This window comes from Nocardia sp. CC201C (assembly GCF_030010695.1).
GTDB lineage: Bacteria > Actinomycetota > Actinomycetes > Mycobacteriales > Mycobacteriaceae > Nocardia > Nocardia otitidiscaviarum.
Window position 1 is genome coordinate 1 of sequence record NZ_JASCXP010000206.1, and the last position, 12,802, is coordinate 12,802.

The window sequence follows — 12,802 nt, forward strand, 5'->3', positions numbered from 1 at the left end:
GGGTCAACCACCGCCACCACGGCGACGAACTCCTCGGCCCCGCCATCCACCGACTGCGCGTCAAACAAGACGCCGGACTACCACCACCACCGTTACGGCAATAAGCCCACCACCACACCCTTTGCGGACGGGACACCAACCGTCCACCAGGGCACCTGGTATACAGGACCACCCGCACGGCCACCTGCCCGCGCGGGCCACACCCCACGCCATCCGGCCACACCAACGCCCACGCCATCCGGCCACGCCCACGTCATCCGGGAGACTCACGTCATCGGGCTCCGCCTATGGCGTCGGGCCGCGCCCACGCGTTGCGGCCACGCTCACGCAGTCCGGCCACGCTCAGCGTCATCTGGCGACGCTCAGCATCATCTGGCCACGCCCAGCATCATTCGGCCACGCCTCCGCCGTCGGGCCGCGCCGACGCACATTGCGGCCACACTCACGCCGTCCAGCCACATCCACGCGTTCCGACCACCCCCAGTGGGCCGCACGCAAGCAACATCACGAACGGCCTGATTCACCAGGCCCAGCACGCACCCGACCTTCCAGCCAGCACCCAACCGCACCCCCGTGATCCCCAAAGCTCTGAAACCCCCGCCAGACCTCAAGCGTCAACGCCACCACAGCCAGTCCGCAGGCCGGAATAGCAGCCAACGGCACCCAACCCGGCGTCAGCGAAAGTCAGGAAAGGCACCCAACGCCACCACATTTCATATCTCTTGCTACCTCAAAGCCCATACATTCCAGGAAAGCGCCAGCTCGGGCAGCCCGCGCCTCGCCCCGCCCCACGAGCGCAAGGAAGGCCACGGTCTCCTGCGCCACGCCTTGGCCACCATCTGCCCGAATGGCGGGTGCCCGAGACTGCCGGTGGGCGGAGGCTGCGGGTGCGGCTCCACCCACGGTGACAGGATCTCCTTCGCCCAGCGTGCCCTGCGGTACGGCGTCGCGGTGCTGCCGGATTCCGGACTGGGCCCCACCGGCGGCAGTCTCTACATGATCCGGACCGGCTTCGTCGCCGGTCCGGGCGAACTGCGGGAGGCGGTGCGGCGGCTGGCGCGGGTCTGGCGTTCGTATGATCCACCCCGGCAGGCCGCCTTGGCACCGGCTCCGTTGGCCGTGTGAACGAGGACGCTGCGCGAAAGGACCTACAGGTGGGGCACCCGCTGAGTCGACAGCGCCGCGAGTTCGCGGGTGAGATTGGCTCGTGCGGCGGACTCGTATCGGGTGCGGCCGATGTCGGTGTGGAACAGTCGCGGTAGCCGTGCCAGGCCCTCCAGTACCGCGCGACGGCCGGCGCGGAACGCGTCGTCGGGGATCTGGGCGTATTCGGCGCGGACGGCGGATACGTAGGCGGCATAGCCTGTTTCGTCCGCGGCGAGCACGGCCAGGTCGGCGTCGCAGAGTACCGCGCCATTGCGGTCGTCGGGTTGCGGGGCGTGCCCGGCGGTCAGGCGTACCAGCCGCGCCACCTCGGCCACCGTGCCCGCATCCACGCCGAGATCGGGCAGCGCCGCTTCCGCCGAACGCGCGCTGCGCTCCTCGTTGTCGGCGCGGTCGACCGCGTAGACGGCGTCGTGGAAGAACGCCGCGTAGCGGACGGCGTCCGGATCGTCGGCGGCCGCGGCCAGATCGTCGATGACGGCAAGCATGGCCGCCAGATGCTCGACCGTGTGGTACCGCCGGTGCGGCTCACGGTACCGCCGGACGAGATCCTCCCCCACCGCCCGCGCCCGCGGACCGGCCAGCGCCGTCCACCGTTCCATCAGCGTGGCGTCGGTACTCATGTACGCAGTGTGCCGAATCGTCGGCCCGCGCAACACCCCTGGCGCACGGTGGTTTTCGCCACCCGCGCTCAGGAGCGTTCGGCTTCCTCCTGATTGTGCTGGGCCTGCGCCAGCTGGGCGGGGGTGTAGCGCAGGGTCAGGGCGAGCAGGCCCATGATGGCGGTGCCGATGGCGCAGACCAGCAGGACGAGGGTGTAACCGCTGCCGAGTGCGGCGATTTCGGCGGTGCTCATATCGGCGGCCTTGCCGGTGTGCCCGCCCAGCGAGAGCGTGCGGGAGGCCGCGACCGGGCTGAGCAGGCCGACCGCGACCGGGGTGCCCATATTCATGAACATCTGGCCGACCGCCGACAGCGGGCCGATATTCGCCATATCCACGCCCACCAGCACGCACAGCGGCAGGATCACGATGGTCGTGCCCACCGCGAAGCCGACCACGGACAGCAGGATCAGCAGGGTCGGGAAGTATTCGGCGGTCTGATCCAGTGTCGAGCCGAAGAAGAGCCCGGCGGCCAGCAGCAGGGCGGCGGCGAACAGCAGCCAGCGCGGCGGGACCAGCATGGCCAGTTTGGACGCGACGGCCGTGCCGACGCCCGCGCCCAGCGTGAACGGGATACTCGCCAGACCGGCCATCAGCGGGCTGTAGCCGAGCACATTCTGCAGGAACTGCGCCACGAAGAAGGTGGTCGCGCCCAGCACACCCGAGGCCAGGAAGATGGCGGCGAAGGAGATCACCCGGTCGCGGCTGTCGAACAGCGACCACGGCAGCAGTGGATTGGCGACCGTGCGCTCGGCGAAGATGAAGACGAGCAGCAGCAGGAAGCCGCCGATGAGCGAGCCGAGGATGATCGCGCTGCCCCATCCGTACACCGGCCCCTCGGTGGCGGCGAACACGATGGCCGCCACCGCGACCGTGCCCAGGATCGCGCCGCGCACATCCATGCTGCTGCGGTGGTGCTCGGTATCGCGCAGCTGATAGATCGCGCCGAGCACGATGAGGATGCCGATGGGGACATTGATCCAGAAGATCCAGCGCCAGTCGACCTGCGTGAGCGCGCCGCCGATCACCAGACCGCCGACCGAGCCGATACCCACCATGGAGCCGAAGATGGCGATGGCCTGATTGCGCGCGGGTCCCGGCGCGAAAGTGCTTGCCACAAGCGCGAATGCGGTGGGCGCGGCAATGGCGGCACCGGTGCCCTGCAAGGCGCGGGCGGCGATGAGCCAGGCTTCGTTGGTGGCGGTACCGCACAGCGCGGACGCCACCGTGAACAGCGCGACGCCGAGGATGAGCATGCGTTTGCGGCCGAACGAGTCGCCGAGCCGCCCGCCCAGCAGCATGAGTCCCGCGAACGGCAGGCCGTAGGCGGTGACGGTCCAGGCGCTGCCCGAACTGGACAGGCCCATCTCCTCCTGGAGTCGCGGCAGCGCGAGAATCATGACGGTGCCGTCGAGCACCACCATCAGCTGCAGCCCGCTCAGGACGAGGATTGCGAGCCCGAACGCCCGCGTGGTCACCGGATACTGCATCGTCGCAGCGGGTTTATCGAGCACAGCAAGCCACTGTAATGGATGCCGGACACGGCCAACCGATCTCACCGCGCGGGCGGAGCCACGCAGCGCCCGCCCGGTAGCCTCCACACGCCCCCGACCTGAGGCGCGCAACCGGCGCGACCGACGCACACCGACGATCGGTCCGACTGGGCGTCGCGTCGGGGACCTCAACCATCGCCCACCCCCGGAGGCTCGCACACCGACCAAGCACAACCGGTCCGTACGCGCGAATGACCGGCCAGTCGGTTCTCGCCCGCGGGATGCGTGTCTCCGATCGAACCCGACAGGACGCCGAAGAACTCGCACGACCAGCCCACGCCGACCGTCAACCTCACGCCGCCTGCCAACTCAGCCCACGCCACCCGCCAGCTCAGCTCGCGCCCTGGTCTATAGGCACAGCCTCAGCGTCCGGCGTGCCCGCGGTGAATCCGGCGGTGGGGCCGATGACGATGATCGCGGGCGGGCGGATGCCCTCGGCGCGCACGCGCTCGGCCACGGTGGACAGTTGTGCGCGCAGGGTGCGCTGGGTGCGCAGGCTGCCCTCCTGGACGACGGTGACCGGGGTGTCGGCGGCGCGGCCGCCCGCGAGCAGGGCGGCGGCGAACTGTTCGATCCGCTCCACCGCCATGAGCAGCACGATGGTGCCGCGCAGCCGGGCCAGAGCGGGCCAGTCCACCAGCGAATCCGGATGGTCGGGGGCGACATGGCCGCTGACCACCACGAATTCGTGGGTGACGCCGCGGTGCGTGACCGGTATCCCAGCCAGGGCGGGCACCGAGATGGCACTGGTGACACCCGGCACCACCGTCACCGGGACACCCGCCGCCGCGCACGCCTCCAACTCCTCGAAGCCGCGCCCGAACACGTACGGGTCGCCGCCCTTGAGCCGCACCACGAACTTGCCCGCCTTCGCCCCGGCGATGAGCGCGTCGTTGATGGCCTCCTGCGCCATGGCGCGGCCGTAGGGGATCTTGGCGGCGTCGACCACCTCGACGTGCGGTCCGAGTTCGGCGAGCAGTTCCGGCGGGGCGAGCCGGTCGGCCACCACCAGATCGGCGCGCGCCAGCAGGCGGCGGCCACGCACCGTGATGAGATCGGGATCGCCGGGGCCGCCGCCGATGAGCGCGACACCCGGGGCGGTCGGTTCGGACTCGTCGGTGACCACCCCGGATTGCAGCGCCTCGAGCAGTGCGGTGCGCACGGCGGCCGAGCGGCGATGCTCGCCGCCGGCCAGCACGCCAAGGGTCAGACCGTCGTAGCGGGCGGTGGCCGGGGTCACGGCGGTGCCGAAGCGAGCGGCGTCGGCACGCACGCAGAAGACGCGTCGGCGCTCGGCCTCGGCGACCACGGCCGCGTTGGTGTCGGGCTCATCAGTACATGCCAGGGCGTACCAGGCCCCGTCCAGGTCGCCGTCGACATAGTCGCGCAGGGTGAGGGTGAGCTGCCCGGAGGTGGCCATGCCCTCCACTGCCGGGGTGGTGGCCCGGGTGATCACGTGCACGTCCGCGCCGGAGGCGATGAGCAGTCCGAGCCGCCGCTGGGCGACGGTCCCGCCACCCACGACGACGACGCGACGACCGTTCAGATCCAGTCCGACCAGGTACGGCTCATCCCCGCCCGCGCGGGGAGCGAAGTTCGGGTCGCCGCCGGCGCGGTCATGAGATGCGGCTGACGTGTTCTGCACAAGGTTCAAGCCTACGGCGTGGCCGAGCGGACCCGACATGCGACCGGCTTCCGTGTGGCAAACGATAGATACCTCACCGGGTGCGCCCCCGAAACCCAGGCCCGTGCCGATCCGGCGCGGGCGCACGGGCTGTCGCACCGGATTGTTCAGAAGCGGCCCAGCACCTTGGTGGGGGTGATCCGTACGACCACGCGGTCGGCATCGTCGACCGAGGCCGGATTGAACTCGCGGTAGGGCTTCCCGGTGAACTTCAGCGACATCTGGTCCGGCAGGGCGCGTTCCGGGTCCGGAACGGCCTTGGCCACACCGCGGACCTCGGCGTAGACGTACGGCCGATCCGGTGGGTTGATCATCACCGTGACACGCGGGTCGCGGACGATGTTCCGGTACTGCTGGCGCGAGACCGTCGTGGAGTAGATGAGCTCGTCGCCGTCGCGGTCGAGCCACACCACGGTCAGGTGCGGCTGGCCGTCGGCTCCGATCGTGGCGACGGTGGCGTACACCTTCGCCTCGTCGATGTGGTTCTTCAGGCTCTGGGACAGCGTGGCTGCGTTCACATTCGCTGCGAACGCCAACCCCTACGCCGAGCATTCCCGGCGCTCCCCAGGTTTCGCCGGGGAGCCGACCGGGGGCCGCCGGGGCTGCTCATTCCGCCGTGCGGCCAGGCTCACCGCACGCCGCCGCCGAGGTTGGGATAGTCCTGCACCAGATGGAATCCCGAGCCGCGCAAGGGGAATTCGTTCTCGTCCTGCCGCATCAATGTCATGGTGACCGGCTGGCCGTCGATCGTGCCGGTCAACACCAGCCGGTCGGGAGCGGGTCGCTCGTAGGTGAAGTCCGCCCAGGTGGGCCCCTCCGGATCCGGCTTCATGACGATCGTGCCCGCCGCGGCGTCGACCGTGCCGAGCACGGGCACCAGCGTATCGTCCATCCGCTGGTAGTGGATCACCTCGAGATCCTCGAACACGACCCGCCGCCAACGGTTTTCATCGGTGAGCACCGGGGGCTGGGGAATGCCGTCGCGGGTGAACTCGTCCACGTTCCAGATGCCGTACAGCTCGGAGGTCGGCCGACCGCCGCCCCATTCGCGATAGCCCTCCAGATTGATCTGCGCGAAGCCGACGCACAGCCACGCGGCCAGCGCGATCTGGGCCACGGCGGCGACTCGGGCGGCGCGGCCGTGGAAGGGCCGCGGAGCCGTGGACGGTCCGGCCGCGCCGCCGAGCAGCACCGCGGTCACGCGGCGTGCCTCCGGGGCCAGCAGCACCAGGCTCAGCAGCAGCAGGTGGAACGACAGCAGTTTCACCGGCACGTCGTAGGTCATGTTCAGCACCCACACCTGCGCCATGCTCACCAGGCTCAGCAGCGCGCCCGCCAGCGCGGTGCGCGGCAGGAGCAGCAGCAGACCGCCCAGTATCTCGGCCGCCCCGAGCAGGATCTCGTAGGCCGGGGACGCGCCGACCTGGCTCCACAGCACCGACATGAGGGTGAAGTCGCCGTACGGCTGCAGCAGGGTCACCAGCGAAGGTTCCGCCATTTGGGTGGGAATGGCCTTGGCGAAGCCGTAGAGGAGCATCTGGGTGGCCAGGCACAGGCGGAGGAAGAGCAGGAACCAGCCCGCCAGGCGACGGTATTCGGTGCGCCGGCGATCCAGCAGGGTCCAGACGACCGTGGCCGCGACCGCCAGGACCAGGATGCAGAACACCAGGACGAAGAAGTAGACCTGGTCGCCGCTGCCCGAATCGGTGCGCACGACCGCCTCGGCGTCGAAGACCGCGCGACCCACCCATTCGATGACCGGTGCGGGCAGTTGCGCGTATCGGATGACCAGATCGTCGGGCAGCCGCAGCGCGAGCGGCCCCAGAAACGACAGCATTATCTGCGGGAAGAGCACGCAGAACAGCCCGAAGTAGACGAAGCTGAAGCGGAAGGCGATGCGGGTGAACGGATTCCACCGCGTCGCGGCCGCCGGAGGCTGATCGAGGTCGGTGTCGACGGCGACCGTCCCCACGCTCATGGTGTCCCCTCTCTTTCTCGAGAGTTCGACGCTACGAATTCCGGGCGCGCGCGACCTCCAGGCTGACCCTGATTTCCACCCCGGTTCCGCCGGAGCCGACGTACTCCTCCCGGCTTACGTGCCATCCACACCGCGGCGTATTTCCCCAGTACAGCCGGGGAAGACAAGGGATCATCCCGGTGACCGGAACTACCGAATCCCATCCGCCGATTTCATGGCGCACGGCAACTAGAACGCGTTACATTCCACTCACCGTCCCACTGTGTCAGGAGGATCCATGACATCGGCCGACGCCGATCCCAACCAGCGGCGGCAACTGACCACCACCGAACGCGACCTCGACGCGGTCGCCGCCGCGCTGGCGCAGTGGCTCGCCACCAAGGTCGAGGCGGACCGCCCGCCCGAGGTCACGTCCATCACCCGTCCGACGGCGGGCGGCATGTCGAGCACCACCCTGCTCTTCGACGCCGCCTGGACCGAGCGCGGCGCGGCGGCCGGTGGTGCGTTCGTGGCGCGGCTGCCACCGGAGGACAGTTCCTTCCCCGTTTTCGAAACCTACGATCTGGCAACCCAATTCGCGGTGATGGCCGGGGTGGCCGAGGCCACCGCCGTCCCGGTGCCACCGCTGGCATGGCTGGAGCCGGATCCGAGCGTGTTGGGCGCGCCGTTCTTCGTCATGCGGCGGGTGCACGGGCGGGTGCCCGAGGACAATCCGCCCTACGTCTTCCTCGGCTGGCTGTTCGACGCCACGCCCGAGCAGCGATACGCCGTGACCCGCAACACCATCGAGGTGATCGCGAAGATCCACGCCATCGAGAACCCCGCCGAGCGATTTCCGACGCTGGCCGGGACCGGATCGTCGTTGCGACGGCACGTAGACGCCCAGAAGGCTTGGTACGACTGGGCGCTCGCACGCGACGGCTACCGCATCCCGATTCTGGAGCGGGCCTTCGACTGGCTGGAGGAACACTGGCCCGCCGATCCCGGACCGGATGTGCTCAGCTGGGGCGACGCCCGGCCCGGGAATATCATGTTCGGCGACTTCGATCCGGTCGCGGTGCTGGACTGGGAGATGGCGGCCATCGGCCCGCGCGAACTCGATGTGGCGTGGACCCTGCTCATCCACCGGTTCTTCCAGGACATCGCCACCCGATTCGACCAGCCGGGCCTGCCGGACTTCATGCGGCGCAGCGACGTCGAGCGGCTGTACCAGGAGTTCACCGGGCACACCGTGCGCGATCTGGACTGGTACCTCATGTACGCGGCGCTGCGACACGGCATCGTCATGGCGCGCATCAAACGCCGCATGATCCATTTCGGCGAGGACACCGACACCGCCGACCGCGACGACTACGTCATGCACCGGCCACTGTTGCAGGCCCTGCTCGACGGCACCTACGCCTGGGATTGACCCCGCGAACCGAGGAAACGACATGATCGGTCCATTGGACGAATACCCCATCCATCAGACGCCGCTGCCCATGGCGCGGGTGGGTACCAGCGATCGGAACTTCTACGATCGCAGCTATTTCAACGCCTCCGACCGGGACGGCGGCACCTTCCTCGTCACCGGGTTCGGTGTGTACCCGAATCTCGGTGTGGTGGACGCCTTCGCGACCGTGCGACGCGGGAACGAGCAACGGGCGGTGCGCTTCTCGGACGCATTGACCGAGCGCAGCCTGGATCTCGCCGTCGGCGGGTACCGGCTGGAGGTGATCGAGCCGCTGCACAAGATCCGCGCGGTGTGCGAACACGAGGAGCTGTCCTTCGACATGACCTGGGAGGGCGCGTTTCCCGTGGTGCGGGAGGAGCCGCACACCATCATCACCGGGCTGAACCGGCCCATCATCGACGCGCAGCGGTTCGCGCAGGTGGGATCGTGGTCGGGCACGCTCACCGTGGACGGCACCGACTTCACGGTCGATCCGGCGGTGTGGACCGGGACCCGGGACCGGTCCTGGGGCATCCGGCCCGTCGGCGAATCCGATCCGCCGGGACGCGCGGCCGACGAACCGTCACAGGGCTTCTGGTGGCTGTACGTGCCGCTGCGCTTCGACGACTTCTCCATCATCGTCATCGTGCAGGAGGAACCCAACGGATTCCGCACGCTCAACGACGCCACCCGCATCTGGCACGACGGGCGCATCGAACAGCTCGGCTGGCCGCGGGTGCACCTCACCTACAAGTCCGGCACCCGGATTCCGGTGTCGCTGCGCCTCGAACTGACCACCCCCGACGGCAAACCACTGGAAGTGGAGGTCGAAGCTGGGACCTTCATCGCCCTGAACGTGGGCTGCGGCTACGGTGGCGACCCCGACTGGCTGCACGGCCAGTGGAAGGGCCGCCGCTGGGTCGACAGCCGTCGCTACGACCTCACCGACCCCGCCATCGCGGGCCGCATCCCGTTCGGCGTCATCGACCATGTGGGCAAGGCCCGCTGCGGGGATGCCGAGGGTTGGGGGCTGTTCGAGCACGGCAGCCTGGGCCGCCACGACCCGACCGGATTCGCGGACTGGACGTCGGTGGCGCCCTGAGCAATCCGACGGGCCGGTGGTGACGAAGTACTTCATGCCACGGTTCGACGGGACCCCGCGCCGACACCCGGCGCGGGGCCTCCCTAACCACGCGCGACGTCCCAAACACGCGGGGCGTCCCAAATCACGCGCGACGTCCCAAACACGCGGGGCGTCCCAAATCACGCGCGACGTCCCTAACCACGCGCGACGTCCCTAACCACGCGCGACGTCCCTAACCAAACGGCCGCCTCGCGATGCGATCGACGCGGCGGACCCGCTAGCGTCCGCCGAACATGGCCGTCGCCACCGTGATTCCGCCGACCACGCGTTTCCGAACCACCAGCCGCCCACCCGTCGCCGCGAGCAGTGCGGCGGCCTCCGCCACACTCGGCGCGCCGAGCGCGGCGGCGGTGCGCACCGAGGGGTTGGGCACCGCCACCGCCGCCAATTCGTCCGGTGTGAACGCAACGACCGGAACGCCGAGTTCGGCTGCCGCCGCGACCAATCCGGGCTCCTCGGCCCTGCGGTCCACGGTAGCCAGACAGGCGACCTCGACCTCGGCGGCCACCGCGCGCACCGCATCGAGAATGTCAGCGGCATCGGCCCCGGTCCGCATACCCACGCCGACCACGAGAGCACCCGTCACGAGAACCCACGTCCCCCGGGCGCTACGGCACCAGCGGCCGGTGGTATGTCCACACGCACCAGGCCGCTGCGGCGATGGCCACCCACCCGGTGATCGGTCGGCTGAAGCCGATCAGGAGTGCGGTGCCGGTCGATGCCGCTCGCGCCGCCGGGCGCGTCAGGCACGTGTCCGGCTCCGGGCGAAATCCGCTGCGGCGGTGACGAAGCGGGCGATGGCGGCCGGATTTCCGGCGGGGTGGGTGTGCAGGTAGGAGGCGTGGACGCGGTGCGGGAGAGCGCCTTCCCTGACCGTTTCGCCGGTGGGTGAGCGCCAGCCCCAGGCAGGGAGGTCCGCACCCGTGGCGGTAAGCCGGGTGCGGTGGAACTCGTGGCCGCGCACCCGCTCGCCCGCCGACCACAGGGGGGAATCCGACAGCGCCACCGCATCCCGATAGCCGAGGGTGAGGCGAGGTCCGAATTCGGCTACGGCGTCGATGACTCCGGCCATGGGATGGCCGTCGAGCGAGCGGGTCAGGTAGAGCAGACCGGCGCATTCGGCATGGATCGGCATACCCTGCCGCGCGTTCTCGGCCACGGCTTCGCGCAGCGGGATATTCGCCGACAGCTCCGCCGCGTGTTCCTCGGGAAACCCGCCCGGCAACACGAGAGCCGCTGTGTCGGGCTGCAATTCGTCGCGCAGCGGATCGAACACCACCACCCGCGCCCCGGCCGCCTCCAGCAGCTCCCGATGCTCGGCGTACCCGAAGGTGAACGCGGCACCCCCGGCGACCGCGACGACCACACCGGCTCGCGCGCCACCGAATCCGGCACCGCCCACTCCGCCACCGGCTACCCCGGCCGACGAGGCGGGCGCTTCGATTCCTCCGACCGCGTCGCCACGTCGGGCGCCGTCCCCCATATCCGTCATGACGGCGGCACCACGATCGGCATGAGGCACCGCAGCCGCGCCGGGGGCAGCGACGGCGGGACCGGTCGCACCGTCACGCCGCCGAGCACCGACGCCGACATCCCGCATGACGGATTCGCCGACGGGCTCGCGCCCCGCGCCGACAGCGGCACCGACGCCCACCATCGACTCGGCGGGACCGGTCGAGGTGGGAACGCCAGGCTCGTGGGTATGGTCGGCGGCAGCGGCAGCTGCCGAACGGACGCCGTGCGCCGCCATCGCGGTCCGCAGTTCCGCGGCGGGGTCCCAGGCGGGGCCGGTGACCCGGGAGGCTGCCAGGGACACCACGGCGGGCAGGTCGATGTGTGCGGCGATGAGGTCGGTCATGGCGGCCACCGCGGATTCGGCCGCGACACCGTGTTCGACGGCGGGGATGAGGCCGAGATGACGGGAGGGGACGGCCAATTCGGCCATACGGGGTAGTGCGCCGAGGACCGGGAGGCCGACTCGGGCGCAGGCGGCGCGCAACACGTGTTCGTGGCGTTCGCTGCCGACACGGTTGAGGATGACGCCGCCGAGGCGGATGCCGCTGTCGAAGGTGGCGAAACCGTGCAACAGGGCGGCGAGGCTCTGGCTGTGGCCACGAGCGTCGACCACGAGCACGACCGGTGCGCCGAGCATGGCGGCGATCTGGGCGGTGGAGCCCTCGGCCACGGGTGCGGTGTGGTGTTCGTCGATGCGGCCGTCGAACAGACCCATGACGCCCTCGACCACGGCGATATCGCAGTCGCGGCTGCCGTGGCGGTACAGCGGCGCGATCCGTTCCGCGCCCACCAGGACGGGATCGAGGTTGCGTCCGGGGCGACCGGCGGCCAGTCCGTGATAGCCGGGGTCGATGTAGTCGGGGCCGACCTTGAAGGGGGCCACCCGGTGCCCGGCTCGCCGCAGCGCACCGATCAAACCCGTTGCGACCGTGGTCTTTCCACTGCCGGAGGCGGGCGCGGCGATCACCACCGCCGGTGTACTCACCATTCGATCCCCCGCTGGCCCTTGCGGCCAGCGTCCATCGGGTGTTTCACCTTGGTCATCTCGGTGACCAGGTCGGCGGCCTCGACGAGGGCCTGCGGGGCGTCGCGGCCGGTGATGACCACGTGCTGGTTGCCGGGACGGGAGCGGAGGGTGTCGACCACCTCGTCCACATCGACCCAGCCCCATTTCAGCGGGTAGGTGAATTCGTCGAGGACGTAGAAGCGGTGCTGCTCGGCGGCGAGGCGGCGCGCGATCTCCTGCCAGCCCGCCAGGGCGGCGGCGGCATGATCCTGCTCGCTGCCGTGCTTGCGGGTCCAGGACCAGCCCTCGCCCATCTTGTGCCATTCCACGGCCCCGCCCGCACCGGTCTGCTCGTGCAGACCGCCGAGGGCGCGGAAGGCCGCCTCCTCCCCCACCTTCCATTTGGCGCTCTTCACGAACTGGAACACCGCGATGTCGAAGCCCTGATTCCACGCCCGCAACGCCATCCCGAACGCCGCGGTCGACTTCCCCTTGCCGGGCCCGGTGTGCACCGCGAGCACCGGCTGATTGCGCCGCTGCCGCGTCGTCAGTCCGTCGTCGGGAATGCTCTCCGGCAGCGGGACACCTTTGGGCATGGAATGTGGCTCCTTTCGCGACGGCGACCCCCGGTCGCCGCCCCCAACGGTGCCACACGACGCCCCCG

At 70.0% G+C, this 12,802-nt stretch carries 11 protein-coding genes; 3 read left to right on the top strand and 8 right to left on the bottom strand.

Annotated features, from left to right (window positions below; translation table 11 throughout):
• Positions 1-870: 870 nt before the first annotated feature.
• Positions 871-1,125, top strand: coding sequence for a hypothetical protein (locus QK444_RS20995; RefSeq protein ID WP_282782851.1), 255 nt, complete (start codon positions 871-873; stop codon positions 1,123-1,125).
• 23 nt (positions 1,126-1,148) lie between these two features.
• Here the strand turns inward: QK444_RS20995 and QK444_RS21000 are convergent, their stop codons facing one another.
• From QK444_RS21000 to QK444_RS21020, 5 genes are all read right to left on the bottom strand, one after another.
• On the bottom strand, positions 1,149-1,787 hold the full coding sequence (locus tag QK444_RS21000) for a metal-dependent phosphohydrolase (protein ID WP_282782852.1): 639 nt from the start codon (positions 1,785-1,787) through the stop codon (positions 1,149-1,151).
• Positions 1,788-1,855: 68 nt separating this feature from the next.
• Positions 1,856-3,316, bottom strand: coding sequence for an MFS transporter (locus QK444_RS21005; protein ID WP_282782865.1), 1,461 nt, complete (start codon positions 3,314-3,316; stop codon positions 1,856-1,858).
• A gap of 394 nt (positions 3,317-3,710) precedes the next feature.
• Positions 3,711-4,940 carry a uroporphyrinogen-III C-methyltransferase gene (gene cobA / locus QK444_RS21010; RefSeq protein WP_282782867.1) on the bottom strand — a complete coding sequence of 410 codons (1,230 nt, stop codon included), beginning with the start codon at positions 4,938-4,940 and terminating at the stop codon, positions 3,711-3,713.
• 230 nt (positions 4,941-5,170) lie between these two features.
• Positions 5,171-5,581: a PPOX class F420-dependent oxidoreductase gene (locus tag QK444_RS21015; protein ID WP_282782854.1), complete on the bottom strand. Its 411-nt coding sequence runs from the start codon at positions 5,579-5,581 to the stop codon at positions 5,171-5,173.
• Positions 5,582-5,691: 110 nt separating this feature from the next.
• Positions 5,692-7,041, bottom strand: a complete 1,350-nt coding sequence (locus QK444_RS21020; RefSeq protein WP_282782856.1) for a DoxX family protein — start codon at positions 7,039-7,041, stop codon at positions 5,692-5,694.
• Positions 7,042-7,318: 277 nt separating this feature from the next.
• Here QK444_RS21020 and QK444_RS21025 point away from each other — a divergent pair, with 277 nt between their 5' ends.
• Both QK444_RS21025 and QK444_RS21030 read left to right on the top strand, forming a co-directional pair.
• The gene (locus tag QK444_RS21025) at positions 7,319-8,452 is read left to right on the top strand and encodes a phosphotransferase family protein (protein WP_282782857.1); all 1,134 of its coding nucleotides are present in this window, start codon (positions 7,319-7,321) and stop codon (positions 8,450-8,452) included.
• Positions 8,453-8,474: 22 nt separating this feature from the next.
• The gene (locus QK444_RS21030; protein ID WP_282782859.1) at positions 8,475-9,575 is read left to right on the top strand and encodes a hypothetical protein; all 1,101 of its coding nucleotides are present in this window, start codon (positions 8,475-8,477) and stop codon (positions 9,573-9,575) included.
• Positions 9,576-9,834: 259 nt separating this feature from the next.
• Here QK444_RS21030 and QK444_RS21035 read toward each other — a convergent pair whose 3' ends face one another.
• The 3 genes from QK444_RS21035 to cobO all read right to left on the bottom strand — a co-directional run bounded on the left by QK444_RS21035 (position 9,835) and on the right by cobO (position 12,734).
• Positions 9,835-10,203, bottom strand: a complete 369-nt coding sequence (locus tag QK444_RS21035) for a cobalamin biosynthesis protein (protein WP_282782861.1) — start codon at positions 10,201-10,203, stop codon at positions 9,835-9,837.
• Between the two features lie 156 nt (positions 10,204-10,359).
• Complete coding sequence (locus QK444_RS21040) at positions 10,360-12,120, bottom strand: cobyrinate a,c-diamide synthase (RefSeq protein ID WP_282782862.1); 1,761 nt, start codon at positions 12,118-12,120, stop codon at positions 10,360-10,362.
• On the bottom strand, positions 12,114-12,734 hold the full coding sequence (cobO, locus tag QK444_RS21045) for a cob(I)yrinic acid a,c-diamide adenosyltransferase (protein WP_282782863.1): 621 nt from the start codon (positions 12,732-12,734) through the stop codon (positions 12,114-12,116). The genes QK444_RS21040 and cobO overlap by 7 nt, the downstream gene beginning before the upstream one ends.
• Between the last annotated feature and the right edge of the window lie 68 nt (positions 12,735-12,802).